Source organism: Synergistaceae bacterium (assembly GCA_031272035.1).
In the GTDB taxonomy this organism is placed as follows: domain Bacteria; phylum Synergistota; class Synergistia; order Synergistales; family Aminobacteriaceae; genus JAISSA01.
The window spans coordinates 51,325-69,134 of record JAISUO010000035.1 but is presented as its reverse complement, the minus strand read 5'-3'; the positions used below and the strand labels follow the sequence as shown (position 1 = coordinate 69,134).

Sequence of the window (17,810 nt, the reverse complement as noted above, 5' to 3'; positions counted from 1 at the left end):
GCTTTTTACGGTCTTCGGTGTCAGATCCTTCCTGCCCATTGGTATCGTCGTTTTACCCTGTTTCGTCGGATGTCTGAAGTGCCTGTGACTTCCTCGCTGGTTTATCGCGTACCATCCATCTGCTTTTATCATCGCCTCTGCCTCGTCGGAGCTGATCTTTACCGCCACCCTTCTGTTGATGGTAAAATAACACGTGCTAAAATACGTGTCAATAATTTTTTAGAAAAAGAGAAAAAAACACACAGGATGAGCGGCGGTCAGGACTTGGAAAAATAATTCCTGCTATAAATTTGTCGCATTTTACCATAGACTGACATGATAATATAACAATATGGAAAAGAAATAAATTTCCCGTGTGAGGTGTTGTGTGATGAGGTGTTGTGCGATGTGGAAACAGCTGGTTGTTCTGTCGGTTGCGGCGCTGTGTCTGGTGAACGTTTCCGGAGCGGAGGCCGGCGGGCGTTTGGATCGCGTCCTGGAAAACAAAGTCCTTCGGGTGGGGACGCCTGGGGATTACCGTCCGTTTTCCATGCGGGTCGATGGGAAGTACGAAGGCCATGACATCGACGTGATTGAGCTGATGGCCCGGGAGCTGGGCGTCAAAGTGGAATACGTGGCCACTGCCTGGAAGGACCTGCTGGGAGATCTGGCGGCGGACAAATACGACGTGGCCCTCGGCGGCATTACGCAGACCCTGGCCAGGACGGTGAAGGTGGACTTTTTGCCTTTTTACGCTCCTTTTGGCAAGGTGGCCCTGGTGCGGGCGGAAGATAAGGACAAATTCAGGACCCTGGAGAGCCTGAATCAGGCAAATGTGCGAGTCATCAAAAATCCGGGGGGGACGAACGAGAAATATGTGCTGGAAAATCTGACGAAGGCCCAGGTTTCCACCCACGAAAAGAACGCCGAGATTCCCGGCCTGATTGCGGAGGGCAAGGGGGATGTCATGATCACCGAAACCTACGAGGCCCTGCTTTACAGCAAAAAAGACCCCCGGCTCTACGCGGCGTTTGTGGACGCCCCTCTGACGCCCACGTCCTTCATGGGATTCATGCTGCCTCTGGACGACCCCGATTACATTCGAGTGATGAAATTTGTGTGGAACGAACTGGCGCTTCGCGGCGAGCTGGATCTGTGCGCGCAGAAGTGGCTGAAGTAGCGAGGGAAATTCTGCTTGCAATTATTTCTGGAGGGTGATAGCATCCCTCCGTTAGTTTGGAAATTTCTGCGGAGGGAACTTCGGCAGAAACGATAACAGCACATCGCTCGCAATATCCGGGGACGAATGTGAGGACAACGATGGCTATCCTGACGGGGATAGCTATTTTTCCTTTTTCATTCCGAACGAGTGAACAAAGGAGTCATGTGCCGAAGGGAGGACTGGGAGTTGTCGCCCAAAGGGATTCATTTCATTGTAGAGGCGTCAGGGTGCGGTGAGGTCATTTCCGACGTCGCCCGGTTGCAGGATATTTTGGTTGAGGCCGCGAAACAGGCCAACGCGCAGGTCTGGTCGGTGTCGTTCAATCGTTTCCCGCCGGAAGGCGTCAGCGGAGTGGTGGTCATCAGCGAATCGCATTTGTCGGTGCACACCTGGCCGGAGGTCAATTATATGGCCCTTGACATTTATACCTGCGGAGAAAAGAGTATGCCTTTCAAAGCGGTGGAATACGTTCTCAAAATGATCGACGCCAAGCGCAGCCATATCACGGAGATCACGCGCGGTATCGATGACAACGACGAAGTCTTTTATCATTCTTTCGTCACCTGGGAGGAAATTCTGAGAAAGAACGGCGCTTCCGGCGAGTAATACCAATTCCGGAGCGGTGAACGTCCGATAACTGACATGCCGCTGGCGCGTCAGAACGGAAAAGAGTCTTTCATGCGTGTGAGACGGCAGACAAAATACAGCGTCCGCTTGCACGGGCGCTGTCGTTTTCGAAAACAGGGACGGAAACCAGTTTGCTTTCAATCGAGAGTTAATGAAGAAGCTAATGTTTGAATATCATTGCTTTGAGATGTTCTGGTTTTTCTCAGCGGCTTTTTACATAAGCGTCCATCGGCCGCACCAGGTACTGTGCGTCAGGCATTTTATCGGTGGAGATGTAACCGGCCGGCGAGTCGATGAGGACGGGAATACGGTTGACGATGTCGGCGCAGGTGAGTTCTACGGTGGCGGGCTTGTTGACGACGATGGTGGTTTCCGGTTCACCCTGGAAAGTCCAGATGTTGGTGTCAAATTCCCCGGGCGCGTAGATTTTCCCGATGGATTCCGTTTCCAGCGTAATGCCTTCCGCCGTCTCGGTGGTGACCACCGACGCCATGCCGGTGGCGTATCCCGCTTTCACCGTCATGCCCAGCGTGTCGGAGTGCAGGTCGGTGTCATGGGTCATGGGAACGTTCTTCTGGGTTTGGGACCTGATCGTCAGTCCCATCCTGCTGGCGAGCCATCCGTTTTGGTTCCACATGTAGGAGGGAATCCACTCTTCTTTTTTGACCAGTTCGTCGATTTGCTCCGAGGTATAGTCGTTGTAACCTCCAAGTTTTTTGTGGAACTCCTCCAGGGAGAGACCGGCGCCGTGCCCCTCCGCCAGCGCGATTCCGTAATCTTCCACGTTGTAGCTGCTGCTTCCCTTAATCTTTGTGATTTTGTGCATGGTCGCCGCGAGGGTGGTAATGAGAACGCCCCAGTACATGTCGGGATAGCCGCTTCCGGCGAGGGTGCAGTTTCCGGCCTTTGCTTTGGCGTCGAGCTCCGCCGCCAGACGCGGAGATGAATTCCAGGGATACAGACTCTCTTCACAGGTGGAGATGGCGTTGACCCCGTTTGCGGCACAGACGGAGAACGCTTCATAGATTTCGGCGACGATGCTGCGGGTGGCGACGATGCACACGTCCGGCTTCGTCTCTTTCAGAACTGAGTCGGCCTTCTTCGCGTCGGAAACCACAACTCCGGTTTTGTTCGGCAATCCGGCGATTTCGCTGATGTCCTTCCCTATGACCGCCGGATTCATGTCGAACGCGGCAACCGGCGCCGCACCTTTTTCCATGGCGTACCGTATGAGATATTTGCCCATTTTTCCGCATCCGTACTGCGCGAATCGAATCGTCCTGCCCATGTTTGAACCTCCTTCAAATAATTGTGAAGCGAAATAAAATTGTTTGATATATATAACACAGCAGAATTAAGAAAACAAGGTGAATTCCCGCAAAACGGTTCATGGCTCCTGATGGACGCCCTCCTGGAGGGAAGATCCTTTTTGTTCCACCAGCGCCGTCAGAGTGGGGTAGTCCGTTTTGCCCGACCCCAGCAGAGGCAGGGCGGGCACGACGATGATTTTGCGTGGAAGGGCGACTTCCGCAAACCCGGCCGCCCTCAGGAAAACCACCAGATCTTCCCGAATCGCGTCCTGTTTTTCGGTGACGAGAACCACCTGTTCCCCTCGACGCTCGTCCTGCGCGGTGACGACGGCGTGCCGGGAGCCCGGCCACAGAAGGTCGATTTCCTCCTCCAGTGCCGTCAGGGAAACCATTTCTCCCGCCACCTTGGCGAAGCGTTTTGCCCGGCCCTGGATGGTGAGAAAACCGCTTTCGTCGATAGCGATAATGTCCCCCGTGTCGTACCACCCGTTTTCCGGAGGCTGAATTTTTCCGGGGAGGTCGGGTTTCACGTATCCGAGCATGACGTTCGGTCCGGAAATGAACATGCGGCCGCCCCTGTCGATGCCGGGGACGAGATCAAGCCGGCTCCGTATCTCCGGCATCAGCCGCCCCACGGTCCCCACCCGGAACTGCAGGGGCGTGTTGGCCGACACGATGGCCGCCTCCGTGGTGCCATAGCCCTCAATGACCCGTATGCCGAATTTTTCTCCCCAGAGGCGCTGTGTGCGCTCGCGCAGTTTTTCCGCGCCGGCGAAAACATAACGAACCCTGTAAAAGTCGTAGGGATGGGCGTTACGGGCGTAGCCGTAAAGAAACGTGTCCGTCCCGAACAGAATCGTCGCGTCGATGTCATAGGCCACCAGAGGAATCAGGCGATAATGCAGGGGAGTGGGATAGTAAAAGGTTTTAATACCGGTCAGAAGGGGCATCAGGGTGCCGACCACGTATCCGAAAACGTGAAACATGGGCATGGCGTTCATCACCACGTCGCCGGGGCAGAAGTCGATGGAGGCGATGAGCTGGTTGCGGTTGGCGACAATGTTGGCGTGACTCAGAACGACTCCCTTGGGAGAACCCTCCGATCCGGAGGTGAAAAGGACCACCGCCGGGGCGTCCGGGTTGCCGGCGGCCTGGGAAGGCCTCATGAAGCGCGTCTGAAGCCACGCGGCAAGTTTGGTGAAGATGTCGACGGCGGCGGCGATTTCCTCCAGCCAGACAACTTTGAGACCGGCCTTTTCCATCTCGCCGATGAGAGGGGCGAACTTCCCCGCCTCCACGAAGCGGCGGGAGGTTACGATCGTGGTGATTTGAGCGGCCTCGCAGCAGGACAGGATATTTTTGGCCCTGGCCGTATAATTCAGCATTCCGGGGACGCGCCCCAGGCGGGAGAGGCCGAGGGTGAGGGCCACCGTCGGCACACTGCCCGGCAGAAGGATCCCCACGCATTCGTTTTTTCGTGTGATGGACCGGAACTGTCCCCCCAGCGCCAGGGCCGCGGCGATCATCCGGTCGTAGCTGACGGTTTGACGCCCCGCGTCGGTGGCGATCTGCCATTTGCGTCCGTACAGCCTGCGAGCCTCCAGTACGGCCTGAAAAAGGGTTTTGCGGTGGCTGGAGGCGTCGAAGGCGCTGTCCCGCATCATGTCGTGCAGAAACAGGTGGATTCTCTCGCGCCGCTTGCGCCCCCGAAGGTCCGCCGGCAGGTCCAGCCGACGCGGAGGCAGAAAGGTCAGAGTTATTTTCGGGAACCAGCGCAGGGGATACTTTCCCTTCAGATAGGAAAATTTTGAAAACTGAGCTCCTTCGATGTGCAGGGGGAGCAGGATCGCGTTGGTTTTGTCCGCCAGCATGGCGGCGCCGTCGTATATTTTCATCATGCTGCCTGTGGTGCTGATGCGACCCTCGGGGAAGAAGACGCAGTGCTCGTCGTTTTTGATCGCGGCGGCTAAACTCTTCAGGGCGAAGGGGTTGGTGGGGTCGATGGGCCAGGAACGAATGAGGGCCAAAAACGGCTTTGTCCAGCTCCAAAGGCGCGCGACGAAGAGGTTGACGGCAAAAATGGGTTCCCGTGGCAGAAACAGAGCCACCAGCGCGGGATCCAGCAGAGAAACGTGATTCGGAAGAATCAGAACCCGATCTCCGGCGGCTTTGTAGTGCTCCCATCCACGGATCTCCACCCGAAAGAGCGCCTTCAGAATGAGTTGTCCCGCCCTGAGAAGCCCTTTTTTGAAACAATGCGAAAAACGGGAACAGAAGGAACCTGTGGACGACGGCATTACAGCGCCCCCCTTTGCTGAAGCTGATCGCGCACCGTCCGGCGAATGATGACGGCGGCGGCGATGGTCAGAACGGCCATGACGAGAAAGATATGCGGAATGGACAAACCCGCCACCAGCAAAAGGCTTGTCCCAACGGCGGAGAGAACCATAAAAAGGGAATCGGAGATGTTGGCGCAGGCGATGACTCCGGCCACCTGGGATTCGTCGCTGCGATTCTGGATGATGGCGTAGAGCGGGACGATGTAGAGCCCCCCAAAAAAGGAGATGGCGAACAGGGAGGCCACAATTCCCCAGTTTTTGGCCGAGCTCAGGAACGTCACGATGCCGATCTCGGCGAAGTTCGCGGGGAGGGGATCGCGAAGACTGACGAAGTACAGCAGAACGCTGGCGATGGACATGCCCACCGCGGCCCAGGGGACGTAGCGTCCGGAAACCTCGCCCTTCAGGAGTCCGTTGCAGGCCAGAGAGCCCGTGCCGATTCCCACGGAAAACACCGCCAGAAAAAGCGTCGCCACCTGCTCGTTGGCGCCGATGACGAGTTTCGCGTAGGTGGGAAACTGGGAGAGGAAGGTGGTCCCCACCAGCCAGAACCATGAAATTCCAAGAATGGAGAGAAAAATGTCCCGCCTGGGGAGTACGTTCGCGATAATTTTCAGAGTTTCGGCGATGAAGTTGGGGGAGGGTTTCAGGTTGGGATCGATGGGAACCGTCTTCGGAATGAACCGGCTGGCTACCCAGCCCGCCGTCGCAATGGAGACGACGAGGACGCTCACCAGATGAACGCCTCCGCTGCGCAGAATGATGAGGCCCCCGCAGAGCGTTCCCGTCAGAATGGAAAGAAACGTCCCCATCTGGATCAGTCCGTTGGCGGCCACCAGCTGGTCTTCCTTCAGGTGCTGGGGCAGAATGCTGTACTTCAGCGGCCCGAAGAAGGTGGACTGGGCCCCCATCAGAAACAGAACCACCATCAGCAGCGCGATGCTGTGAAGGTAGAAACCGGCGGCGGCTCCGGCCATGACAATGATTTCGGCGATTTTGACGATCTGAACCAGCCAGGACCGTTCATACTTGTCGGCGAGCTGTCCCGCCGTGGCGGAAAACAGAAAGAAGGGGAGGATGAATATGCCACCGGCCACGTTCACCAGAATGCGGGAATCATATCCGGATCGTTCGGCGAGGCGATAGGTGATCAGCATGACCATGGCGCTCTTGAAAAAATTGTCGTTGAACGCGCCGAGAAACTGCGTCAGAAAGAGCGGCGTGAAGTTGCGGGTTCGAAAAAGAGCGAACTGGTTCTGCGCCGTACGGTTATTTTGTGTATTTGAAGTCAAATTCAAACATCTCCCTGCGTAAACGTGTAAAATAGCATCGTCTTATTATAGCTTTTATGGAGGTGCGTCGCCTTGAGCCTGATGCTCTATAACGACCTTACAAAAGAAAAAGAAGCGTTTGTCCCCGTGCAGGAAGGACATGTCGCCTTTTACAGCTGCGGTCCTACGGTTTATGATTATTTTCACATCGGCAACGCGCGCCCGTTTATCGTGTTCGACGTTCTGCGCCGATATCTGGAGCACGCCGGTTACAAGGTCACCTTCGTCCAGAACTTCACGGACATCGACGACAAGATGATCAACCGCGCCAACGCGGAGGGCATTACGGTTTCCGCTCTGGCGGACCGGTTTATCGAGGAGTATTACAAAGACGCCGACGCTCTGGGGATTCGTCGGGCCACGGTTGCTCCCCGGGCCACGGCCCATATGGAAGAAATTATCACCCTTATCCAAAAAATCATTGAAAAGGGACACGCCTACGAGGTCAAAACCCCGTCGGGGAACAGCGATGTCTACTTCGACGTTCGGAGTTATCCCGCCTACGGCAGGCTCGTCCGGCAGAGCATCGACGAGATGGAAAGCGGCGCCCGGGTGGAGGTGGGAGAAATAAAGAGGGATCCTCTGGATTTCGCTCTCTGGAAGGCGGAGAAGCCGAAAGAGCCCTCCTGGGACAGCCCCTGGGGCAAAGGGCGGCCCGGCTGGCACATTGAGTGCAGCGCCATGTCCATGCAGTATCTGGGCGAGACGATCGACATTCACTCCGGCGGTGTGGACCTGACCTTCCCTCATCATGAAAATGAAATCGCCCAGGCCGAGGCCGCCACGGGAAAGCCCTTCGTGCGCTACTGGCTGCACAACGGCTTTTTGCTGATCGACAGAGAAAAAATGTCCAAATCTCTCGGCAACTTTATGACCGCCCGGGCGGCCCGTGAAAAATATCCGCCCCTCGCGATACGTCTTTTCATGCTGAGCGCCCACTATCGTTCCCCCATCAACTTCGCGCCCGACGGGCTGGAGCAGGCGGTGGGCGGCGTGACCCGTCTGCGCAATTCCTGGTCCGACCTGATGTTCGGACGCTCTTCCCGCTGCGGCGAGGCCCCGGATGTGGACGTGTCCGCCTTTGTCGCCGAACTGGAAAAGCTCGATGCCGCTTTTTTTGAGGCGATGGACGACGATTTCAACACGGCCGCCGCCGTTGGCGTTCTTTTCGAAGTGGTACGGCTGATCAACACCTGGCTGAAAAACCACGCCGTCCTTCCCGCCGGATTTTTCGAAGCTGCCGAGGCGGAAATGCGTAAACTGGACGATATTTTGGGAGTCGTCGGCATTGAAGAACCTGGCATTGAAGAATCTCAGGATGCGGAAAACGGCGAAATCGAGGGGCTGATCGAAGAACGCAACGCGGCCCGGAAAGCCAAAAACTTCAAACGGTCCGACGAAATTCGGGATGCTCTGCTGGCCCGAAACATTGTCCTGGAGGACACTCCCTCGGGGACGAAGTGGAAACGAAAATTATAATAAAGCGAAAATTGCAGGGGTTTTATGCTGAAATTATGAAAACAGTTGCTATATCTGACATCAATATTCTTCGGGTGATTCACAGAGACACGCAAAAGGTTTCGTATGGCTGCAGTCAGGAGTGGTTTGCGACGGAGTGGCAAAGGCGGGCGGGCTGCGGCCCTTCCGTCGCTTCCAACATTTTCCTGTATTTATCGAGAACCCGTTTCCCCAAAAGCGGGAAGCCTCCCGTCTACAGAGAGGATTTCGCCGCGCTGATGGAATACGTCTGGGGATACGTGACGCCGGGGCAGCAGGGGATCCCCGAGACGAAAATGCTCCGTGAGGGGATGGAAACCTGCGCCGAAGCGAAGGGCCTGGTTCTGGAATCCTGTGTCTGCGATGTTCCCGAAGCGGTGACGGCGCGTCCCTCCACGGCGGAAATCACGTCATTTCTGGAAAATGCCCTTGGCCGGGACGCGCCGGTGGCCTTTCTCAATCTCTGCAACGGGGAGGAAAAGAACCTGGACCGGTGGCACTGGGTGACGATCGTTTCCCTGGAGCGGGACGTGTCGGAAAAAATTTTTTTGCACGCGCTGGACGGCGGAGTGGTAAAAACCATCGACCTGACGCTCTGGCGCGACACGACCACCTGCGGCGGCGGCTTCGTCTGGTTCGACCCTGTGAAGAAAACGGGAACGGGGAGTTATGAATTGTGAATTATGAATGATAAATGATGCCCGTTTACTTTCAATGTTGAAAACCGGCGGCGAATAAAGCCGGAACCGTGTGAAGCATCCGCCCTGAACCCGCGGTGAGGGCTCTGTCTGAAATAATAAAATTGACGCCTGTTCTTCGTCATGTTATGCTTTGTTCAGACAGTGAAACAATACAAAAAGAAGACAGGAACTTTTCATATCGTTCGACGGGGCGTGGGAGACTGTTATGAACATTTTCCTCCAGGCGTGTATGAACGGATTGCTCATTGGTGGATTTTATTCTCTGATGGGCATGGGGCAGAACATCATTTTCGGGGTCATGAAAATCATCAATTTTTGTCATGGTGAAATGTTGATGACGGGCATGTATATTACATTTGCCTGTTTCACTTATCTGGGCATCGACCCCTATCTTGGAGTTCCGCTGGTGGCTGTCCTCATGTTTATTTTGGGCGGAGCGATACAGCACACGCTGATTACCCCTTCCCTGGGAACCCGAAGTTTTACCAATCTGCTTTTTCTGACGGTGGGGCTGGGCATTCTGTTTCAAAACCTGGCGCTGGTCATTTTTTCTTCCAACTACCGGACCATCTCCACTCCCTACTCCACGCAGACGGTGCACTTGGGCATGGTCACCATGGCGCTGCCGAAACTCATCAGTTTCTTTGCGCTGATCGTCGTGTCCGTGGCGCTGTTCTGCTTTCTGAAGTACTCCACGCCGGGCAAACAGATCCGGGCGGTCTCCCAGAACCCGCTGGGCGCTCAGGTGGTGGGCATCAACGTGAAAATGACCTACGTCATCACCTATGGCATTGGAGTGGCTCTGGCCGGGATCTCCGGAGCGCTGCTGACGCAGTTTTACATCATCTATCCCATGGTGGGAACCAACTTTGGTCTCCGGGCTTTGATCGTGGTGGTGGTCGGCGGACTGGGAAGCATCCCGGGCGCTTTTGCGGCGGGCATTTTCCTGGGCCTTCTGGAAACCCTGAGTTCTCTTCTGGTTGGACCATCTTTCAAGGATCTGGTGGTTTTTCTGACGTTCATCGTCATCCTGGTGGCGCGTCAGGAAATGATACTGCGGAGGGCCTGAACGATCCCTCCAAATCGTTTACCTGAGAGGAGAGAGACAATGAACGCAGTCCGTGGAGATCGGTACCGGGCAAGAACGGCCTTGGCCGCGGGGGTGGCCCTGCTTGTCGCGCTGCCGCATTTTCTGAAGGGGAACCCCTACATCATCAACGTGTTCATCCTGATCTTCTATATGTCCACCATCTCCATGGCGTGGAACCTGCTGGGAGGCATGACGGGGCAAAATTCCCTGGGGCACGCGGCGTTCATGGGACTGGGGGCCTATATTTCCACCCTGTTCGTCGTGAAGACCGGAGGATCGCCGTGGGTGGGACTTCTGCTCGCCATCGTTCTCACCGGACTTATCGCGGCAGTGGTGTTTTATCCCTGCTTCATCCTGCGAGGCCCATATTTTACGCTGGTGACCATCGCTTTCGGCGAGGCTGTACGCCAGTGCATCATCAACTGGGACTACGCCGGCAAGGCGATGGGAATTGCCCTGCCCTTCGGGCGCGACTCCCTGCGGTATTTCCGGTTCATGAGCAAAATTCCCTACTACTACGCCGCGTTGCTCATGCTGGCGGGCACGTATCTGCTTATGAAAAAAATTGACAACTCGAAGCTGGGTTTCGCGCTGAAAACCATCCGCGAGGACGAGGACGTGGCGGCGTCCATCGGAATCAAACCTCTGAAGTACAAGGTTGCCGCTGTGGTTATCAGCTCAATGATCGCCGCCATGGTGGGCTTTTTTTACGCGTCCTACAACCGTTATATCGATCCCGACCTGATGATGCAGGCCTACTCCGTGGAGTTCGTCCTTCCCGCCATTGTGGGCGGCGCTGCGTTCGTGGAGGGTCCGCTCATCGGAGGATTCCTTTTGATCTCCGTGTCGGAGTATCTGAGAAACAAATTCGGCGGCGTTCTGCCTGGTATCAACCTGATCCTCTACGCCATCATCCTGCTGGTGGTGATACGGTTCCGCCCGACGGGCATCCTCGGATGGTACCATGGAAGCAACCTGAGTCGACGGGTGGATTTCTGGCTGCTGGGCAGGACGGCTGACGCCGAAGAAAGCGACAGGCGGTGCTGAGTGTATGACGGACCCGATCATTGAAGCGCGGCATATAACGAAGAGCTTTCGCGGGCTGAAGGCGGTGAACGACGTGTCGTTTACGGTGAAGCCCGGCGGGATCACCGGAATGATCGGCCCCAACGGCGCGGGTAAAACCACCACGTTCAACATGATATGCGGTTTTTACCCTCCCTCGTCGGGAGTTGTTCTGTACAAAGGCCGGGACATCACCTGCCGGCGGGCCTGGGAGTACAGGGACATGGGGATTGCCAGGACGTTCCAGATTATGAAGCCCCTCAAAAACCTTACCGTGCTGGATAATGTGGTCGCCAGCGCCTTCTTCGGAAAACAGGGAGCGAAAAACACTCGGGAAGCCCGGGAAATCGCCCTTGAGACGCTGAAGTTCACCGACCTTTATTCCAAAAGAAACGTGCTGGCCAAAGAGATGGGCACCCCGGATCAGAAGCGCCTGGAGATGGCGAGGGCGCTTGCGGGCAAACCGGAGATGCTCTTTCTGGACGAGGTGATGGCCGGGCTCAATCCGGCGGAAACCGAAGGCGCGATAGAACTCATTCGAAAAATCAACGAATCCGGGGTCACGATTTTTTTGATAGAACACATTATGAAGGCGGTTGTCAGTCTGTGCGAGGAGGTGATCGTCTTACACCACGGGGAAAAAATCGCGTTTGGCACCCCGGACGAGGTGATGAATGACCCTTACGTCATGGAGGTCTATCTGGGCAAAGGCGGGCAGCAAAATGGGTGAGAAAAGTCACAGGGTGATGACAGGGTGATGGAAGAGGGAAGCGGATGCTGAACGTGGAATCCCTGAGTGCGGGTTATGGCAGTGTGAGAATCCTCTGGGACGTGAGTTTCAGAGTGGGCGAGGGGGAGATAGTGGCGATCCTGGGCGGCAACGGTGCTGGAAAAACCACCACAGTTCGCGCCGTCACGGGGCTGATTCGACCGACGGGCGGGTCCGTAAAATTCAACGGTCAGGAACTGTGCGGGCAAAACAGCCGGCGAATCCTTGCGGCGGGCATTGTGCAGGTGCCTGAGGGCCGGCAGTTGTTTACGGAAATGACGGTGTACGAAAATCTGGAGCTGGGAGCCTGCTCAAGAGAAGCCAAACTGAGCATGGCGGAACATCTGTCGTTCGTCTACAGCCGTTTTCCGAAGCTGCGTGACAGGAAAAATCAATCGGCCGGAACCCTCTCCGGCGGCGAGCAGCAAATGGTCGCCGTCGCCAGGGCGCTGATGGCCAGCCCCAAACTCCTCATCTTGGACGAGCCCTCCCTGGGGCTGGCGCCCAACGTCGTGGACGACATCCTGGACGTGGCGAGCGACATGGCCCGGGAAAACGGGGTTTCCATCATCCTGGTGGAACAGGACGTGACGAAGGCGCTGAACGTGGCGGACAGAGGGTACGTCATCGAAAACGGGAGAGTGGTGCTGGAGGATACGGCGAAAAACCTGAAGACAAACGATCACGTCAAGAAAGCGTATCTGGGCATATAAATTCAAAACGGCATTCGGAAGGCAACGCCTTCTGAACCTATATATCGGGAGGTCTGATGAAAATGAAAAAACTGTTGACGGTTGTCCTTGCGGTTGTTCTTGCGGCTCTCCTGACCGGCGCGGCCTTCGGCGCGGACGCGAAAACGCCCATCCGTATCGGGGCCATGTACGCTTTCAGCGGTGACCTGGCGGCCATCGGCACCAATATCATCCGGGGGATCGATTTTGCCGTTCAGGAAATCAACGCGGCCGGCGGGATCAACGGGCGGCCCGTGGAAGTCGTTCGGGGCGACCATCAGGGCGACCCCAAGGTTGGGCGTTCCGTAGCGGAGCGGCTGATCACGCAGGACAAGGTCGACGCCATCGTGGGCTGTCATCAAAGCTCGATCACCGCCATGGTCCAGCAGGTCTGCGAGCAGTACCAGATTCCGGTGCTCACGGCCATCTCCACGGTTGACAGCCTCTCTTCCGGCGGATACGAGTATTTCTTCCGGCTGGCGCCTATGAATTCCATTTATCAAAGAAATATGTTCATCTTCCTGAAAGATCAAACTAAGAAGACGGGAGCGGAGATAAAGAAGGTCGCCGTTTTTGCGGATAACACCATGATCGGGCAGGAGACCATCAAATGGGCTAACTACTGGGCGCCCCAATACGATCTTGAAGTGGTGAAGGAAATTCAGTACACCAAAGGCGCGGCGGACATGACCTCGGAAGTGCTGGCGCTGAAAAACGCCGGTGCGGACGCCGTTGTGACGGACGGTTACATCTCCGACGCCATCCTGCTGATGAAAACCATGCATGAGCAGAACTGCAAGCCGAAGATCCTGATCGCCAAGGCCAACGGTTTTGCGGATCCCAGCTTCATCCCAGCCACACAGGGAATTTCCAACGGCCTCACCTCGGTGGTGGAGTGGAACCCTGACCTGACGAAGGGTCGGGAGGTCAACAAAAAGTTCAAGGAAATCTTTGGCCTGGACATGAACGGCCATTCCGCTGAATCCTACACGGCCATCTGGACGCTGAAAACCGCTTTTGAGGCGGCCGGCTCCTCGGAAGGGCCGAAGGTGAAAGACGCGCTGGAAAAGCTGGACATCCAGGGATCGTTCCCCAACGGGCCGGAGATCATCCTCCCTTATGACCGTATCAAATTCGAGGACATGGAACTGGACGGCGTGAAGCACCATCACAACAACGTCGGCGCGGCGCTGGCCATTGCCCAGATCCAGGAGGGCGAATACAAAACGGTTTGGCCTTTCGATTACTCCAACCAGCAGTTCGCTTATCCCGCCGAGTACAAATAATCGCTTTGAATCGCTCCCCCGGCGCAACCGGGGGAGTTTCATTAACACTTGATTGAAAGCAAATGAGTGTCAGCTCTGGTTTTTTCTCCTTTGATAGTTGGCCTCGATTTCCACGTTCCATCCGTCGTCGAGACAGGAGTTCGCCGGGGAACGGAATGACGCGACGGCTTTGTTGACGACCTGATAGTTCAAATGGATCCCCTCGGGGTCCTTGATGAAATTTTGCGCGCGGTTCCTGGCGATGCCAAAGCGCCCGGCGAACTCCGCGGAATCAATGTCCGCTCCGAGGAAGATAAACTCCCAGCCGTATTTGGATTTATGTCTCGTGATCTGAGATTTCACCCTGTTGTACGTATATTCCCGGCTCGCGTTCTCCAGACCGTCCGTCGTGATGACAAATATAACCTTGTTCGCGCGAAACTCCGGCCTGGAATGCCTCTGCGTGTTTCCAATTTTGTGAATCGTTTTGCCCACAGCGTCCAGCAGCGCGGTGTTGCCTCGCACGAAATAATCTTTACTCGTAATCGGATTGACGGCGCGTATGTCCAGCCGGTCGTGCAAAATCTCATACTCGTGATCGAACAGAACCGTCGTGATTCGCGCTTCACCGGGCTCTGCCTGCTGCTGGGTCAGCATGGAATTGAATCCGCCGATGGTATCGCTTTCCAGTCCTCCCATGGAGCCGCTTCTGTCGAGAATAAATACGATTTCCGTCAAATTTGTTTCCCTTGCCATGTCCATTGTGATGTCCTCCATTCATTTTATGATGAACAGAGTGTAATTCAGGCAGGCGCTGAAAAGGTCGCTTTCGAAGCGACAATTCCAAACCTGAGCGCGGGAGGCGGACATACGGCGAGGGGCGCAATTTGCTATTTTTGCATTTCGATTATAATAGGTTTCAGACCAAGACTTTCAGGTGATTCTGAAAACACAGGAGGGCGTCACAATGTTCGAGCGGGCCGAGAGTGGAAAGTACGTTGAGATACATCCGGGGATCGAGCTCTATTATGAGGAAGTCGGTGAAGGGACTCCGCTGCTTCTCGTTCCCGGCTGGACTTTCACCACAGAAGTTTTTGCGTACCAGCTTGAATATTTTTCGAAAAAGTACAGGGTCATAGCGCTCGACCCGAGAAGTCAGGGACGCTCGCCCGTTCAACAAACCGGCAACAACTACGAGCGGCACGCCGCCGACCTCGCCAGGTTCATCAAAGCGCTGGGTCTCAGGGATATTGTCCTTCTCGGCTGGTCGGTGGGAAACCATACGGTCTGGAAGTACGTCGAGCAGGAGGGAACCGCCGCGTTGAAGGCCCTCGTCACAATAGATATGTCGCCGACTTCGATGTCTCCCAATCCTGAGAACTGGACGGAGGGAACTTTCGAGGAGCTGGGCGGGGCATATAACATGCTTGAGACCACAAAGGGGCATCGGGACTTTGTGGAGGCGTACGCGAGGGAGATAATGGTTCAAAGAAAGTTGTCGCCGGCCGAAATGTTCTGGATTATAGAACAGTCCACGAAGACGCCGACGCATATCGCGAGGGAGCTGTTCGCCTCCCTGCTTTTCTCGGACTGCACAAAAGGGGCGAAGACCGCTTCGGAATCCGTTCCCACGTTGAATTTCATAGCGGAACACTGGTCGGCGAAGGCCGAGCCGTTTATGACGAAGCTGTTCCCGAAAACAAAGAACGTCATCATGGGCGGACACCTGTTGTTCTGGGAACATCACGAGAAGTTTAACAAAATTCTGGAAGAATTCATCGACAGCCTGTAGACGGTTTGCGCTTCGGGGACTTTCCATCTGTCCAACGGCGCATGAAAATATTATGGCGGCAGCAGGAAAACCGAAATATAAATTGTTGCTGCCGCCGCGTTTCCGGTATGGCCTATGATCCTCCCAGCAACGGCTGGTCTTTGTCGAAAAGCACGTTGTTTATTTTGAAAATGTTATATTCGCCCTTCCTGATGAAACAGTCTACGATCACGTCGAACAGAACGCTTCGGGAGAGCGCGAATCCGGCGTGCGCCAGAAGAGCGCGGGTCTCTTCGGAGGACAGCTTCAGTGCCACGGCAAGCGCGACGACGGTTCTCTTCCCCGGCCGGTAATCCGGTCTGCGTATTTTACTGAAGAGCCTGCGGTCGATGTTCGCGCGTCTGTAAACCTCCGCGTCACTCATGCCCTTTGCGTCGATTATTCGCAGAATCACTGCCGAAAAGGGTTCGTCCAGCGTGAACACTTCCCCGTCCGCCGACGCTGCGGGCGGAGCGCACGGGGCGCACGGAGCGGGCATACTGAAAGAGATTTGAGCGGCTTCCTCCTCCATGAATCTGTTGTTTCTCAGCGGGCTGTCTGCTTCAATGGCTTCGTTCCGGGCGATGTAGTTCTCGTCGATAAACGACTGTACCTCGCCGCGAAGCTTCCGGGAGAGCGCGAAGGCCGCCCGGTCAAACACGACCAGTGAAACATCGATGTCCCTGTCGGAGTTGAGCAGGAAGTCCTGAATGGCGGTTGTGGCCACGTTAAGGGCTTTGTCCCTCGGGTATCCGTATGTGCCGGAGCTTATCAGCGGGAACGCGATGCTCTCGCACTTCATTTCCACCGCAAGCCGGAGAGAGCTGGTGTAGGCGCTGCGGAGCAGCTGTTCCTCGCCCCGTTTGCCGTCTCTGTAAACCGGCCCCACCGCGTGTATAACGTACTTTGCGGGCAGGTCGAATCCCGGAGTGGCCACGGCCTCGCCGATCCTTATCGGCGCGAGTTTGTCGCATTCGGCCTGGAGTTTCTCCGCTCCCGCCGCCCTGAATATTGCGCCGCTCACGCCCACGCCCATCTGGAGCGCGATATTCGTCGTGTTGACGATTGCGTCGACGGTCATTTTTGTAATATCGTTTCGAACAATAGTCAGTGGCATGGTCCCTGGCCTCGCTTTCTGTCCCGAATCATTGACATATGATACACCGATGCGTGATTCCAAATCCAGATAATTCGATCCGGCAGTTTATGGGGAATTCAGGGATGGAACGAAGGGCGGCTGCGCTGAACCGGGGAACGGGCCCGGTTTTTCGGACCGGAGGTTCAGCGCAGCCGGTTTCGCGGTTTAATACCAATTTGCTTTCAATCGAGTGTTAATGAAGAAACTAATGTTTGAATGTCATTGCTTTTAGCTATTCTAACTTTAGGCTTTTGATTTCAAATTGGTTTAAAGTCGTTTTCAGCTTACCAACAGGTTTTCCAGGCGTTCTCTGATCAGGTCGTACTCCAGATTTTCGGATTGACGGACCAGCCAGTTCATCAGTTCGCTGCCGGATTCGGACTCGTAGTCGTAGCGCGTCAGCTCCTCAATGGATTTTGTGAGGTGCGCTGTTTTGTAGTTTACGCAGGCTTCATAGATCGTCCTGAGCACGTTTTTGTCAGGCGCCGGTTTTTTCCCTTTTTTCGGAGTGAGGTCCGCGTTGTACCTTTCCAGAAAATCGTTCAGGTCGGCGACCAGTTTTTCGGCGGTCTGGATAAAGGGGTGGAGTTTGGCCTCAACCGCTTCCAGGTCTTTCGCCTTCGCCAGCATTTCCAGTTCCCGGGCCATCTCTCCCACGTGGTTGGCGCAGATATTGAAACTCGCGCCTTTGATGCCGTGAACGTGAATCGCGAACTCCTTCAGCGAATCGACGTCCGGCGTGCGGATTACCCTCAGAACGTCGGGAACGTGGTTCACATAAGAACGCATCATGGAAAAAACGCTCAATTCGTTATCTCCCATGAGGTTCATCGCCTGCTGAATATCGACGCCGTTTATGCTGACGTCTTTCAGCGCGACAGGCACAGTGGTCAACATCTTTTTCCCTCCTGCTATTGTAGTATTGTGTTTTTTGAA

General features: G+C 55.5%; 17 protein-coding genes. 10 read left to right on the top strand and 7 right to left on the bottom strand.

Going from position 1 to position 17,810, the window contains the following annotated elements; translation table 11 throughout:
* Positions 1-132 (bottom strand): type II toxin-antitoxin system HicA family toxin (locus tag LBR61_04420; protein MDR1731318.1); only part of this gene is annotated, 132 nt, incomplete at its 3' end.
* 253 nt (positions 133-385) lie between these two features.
* On the opposite strand from LBR61_04420, the gene LBR61_04415 reads away from it, so the two are divergent.
* A complete protein-coding gene (locus LBR61_04415) occupies positions 386-1,159 on the top strand; it encodes a transporter substrate-binding domain-containing protein (protein ID MDR1731317.1) in 774 nt (257 codons plus the stop codon).
* A gap of 228 nt (positions 1,160-1,387) precedes the next feature.
* Positions 1,388-1,807 (top strand): adenosylmethionine decarboxylase, encoded by a 420-nt coding sequence (speD, locus tag LBR61_04410; GenBank protein ID MDR1731316.1) that lies wholly within the window; start codon positions 1,388-1,390, stop codon positions 1,805-1,807.
* Positions 1,808-2,030: 223 nt separating this feature from the next.
* On the opposite strand, the gene LBR61_04405 is transcribed toward speD, so the two are convergent.
* From LBR61_04405 to LBR61_04395, 3 genes are all read right to left on the bottom strand, one after another.
* Positions 2,031-3,116, bottom strand: a complete 1,086-nt coding sequence (locus tag LBR61_04405; protein ID MDR1731315.1) for a dihydrodipicolinate reductase — start codon at positions 3,114-3,116, stop codon at positions 2,031-2,033.
* Positions 3,117-3,215: 99 nt separating this feature from the next.
* Positions 3,216-5,435: an AMP-binding protein gene (locus tag LBR61_04400; protein ID MDR1731314.1), complete on the bottom strand. Its 2,220-nt coding sequence runs from the start codon at positions 5,433-5,435 to the stop codon at positions 3,216-3,218.
* Complete coding sequence (locus LBR61_04395; protein ID MDR1731313.1) at positions 5,435-6,769, bottom strand: MFS transporter; 1,335 nt, start codon at positions 6,767-6,769, stop codon at positions 5,435-5,437. The genes LBR61_04400 and LBR61_04395 overlap by 1 nt, the downstream gene beginning before the upstream one ends.
* Before the next feature lie 72 nt (positions 6,770-6,841).
* On the opposite strand from LBR61_04395, the gene cysS reads away from it, so the two are divergent.
* From cysS to LBR61_04360, 7 genes are all read left to right on the top strand, one after another.
* On the top strand, positions 6,842-8,287 hold the full coding sequence (gene cysS / locus LBR61_04390; GenBank protein MDR1731312.1) for a cysteine--tRNA ligase: 1,446 nt from the start codon (positions 6,842-6,844) through the stop codon (positions 8,285-8,287).
* 35 nt (positions 8,288-8,322) lie between these two features.
* Positions 8,323-8,985: a hypothetical protein gene (locus tag LBR61_04385; GenBank protein ID MDR1731311.1), complete on the top strand. Its 663-nt coding sequence runs from the start codon at positions 8,323-8,325 to the stop codon at positions 8,983-8,985.
* A gap of 226 nt (positions 8,986-9,211) precedes the next feature.
* Positions 9,212-10,075 carry a branched-chain amino acid ABC transporter permease gene (locus LBR61_04380; GenBank protein MDR1731310.1) on the top strand — a complete coding sequence of 288 codons (864 nt, stop codon included), beginning with the start codon at positions 9,212-9,214 and terminating at the stop codon, positions 10,073-10,075.
* A gap of 39 nt (positions 10,076-10,114) precedes the next feature.
* Positions 10,115-11,143, top strand: a complete 1,029-nt coding sequence (locus tag LBR61_04375) for a branched-chain amino acid ABC transporter permease (GenBank protein ID MDR1731309.1) — start codon at positions 10,115-10,117, stop codon at positions 11,141-11,143.
* Positions 11,144-11,147: 4 nt separating this feature from the next.
* The gene (locus LBR61_04370; GenBank protein MDR1731308.1) at positions 11,148-11,891 is read left to right on the top strand and encodes an ABC transporter ATP-binding protein; all 744 of its coding nucleotides are present in this window, start codon (positions 11,148-11,150) and stop codon (positions 11,889-11,891) included.
* A 44-nt stretch (positions 11,892-11,935) separates the two neighbouring features.
* Positions 11,936-12,643, top strand: a complete 708-nt coding sequence (locus LBR61_04365; GenBank protein MDR1731307.1) for an ABC transporter ATP-binding protein — start codon at positions 11,936-11,938, stop codon at positions 12,641-12,643.
* A gap of 62 nt (positions 12,644-12,705) precedes the next feature.
* Positions 12,706-13,947, top strand: coding sequence for an ABC transporter substrate-binding protein (locus LBR61_04360; protein ID MDR1731306.1), 1,242 nt, complete (start codon positions 12,706-12,708; stop codon positions 13,945-13,947).
* A 69-nt stretch (positions 13,948-14,016) separates the two neighbouring features.
* Here the strand turns inward: LBR61_04360 and LBR61_04355 are convergent, their stop codons facing one another.
* Positions 14,017-14,688, bottom strand: coding sequence for a VWA domain-containing protein (locus tag LBR61_04355; GenBank protein ID MDR1731305.1), 672 nt, complete (start codon positions 14,686-14,688; stop codon positions 14,017-14,019).
* 205 nt (positions 14,689-14,893) lie between these two features.
* Between LBR61_04355 and LBR61_04350 the strand changes: the two genes are divergently transcribed.
* Complete coding sequence (locus tag LBR61_04350) at positions 14,894-15,718, top strand: alpha/beta hydrolase (GenBank protein MDR1731304.1); 825 nt, start codon at positions 14,894-14,896, stop codon at positions 15,716-15,718.
* A gap of 112 nt (positions 15,719-15,830) precedes the next feature.
* Here the strand turns inward: LBR61_04350 and LBR61_04345 are convergent, their stop codons facing one another.
* Both LBR61_04345 and LBR61_04340 read right to left on the bottom strand, forming a co-directional pair.
* Positions 15,831-16,853, bottom strand: coding sequence for a macro domain-containing protein (locus LBR61_04345; GenBank protein ID MDR1731303.1), 1,023 nt, complete (start codon positions 16,851-16,853; stop codon positions 15,831-15,833).
* 300 nt (positions 16,854-17,153) lie between these two features.
* Entirely contained in the window at positions 17,154-17,771 is a 618-nt protein-coding gene (locus LBR61_04340; GenBank protein ID MDR1731302.1) for a hypothetical protein, read from the bottom strand.
* Between the last annotated feature and the right edge of the window lie 39 nt (positions 17,772-17,810).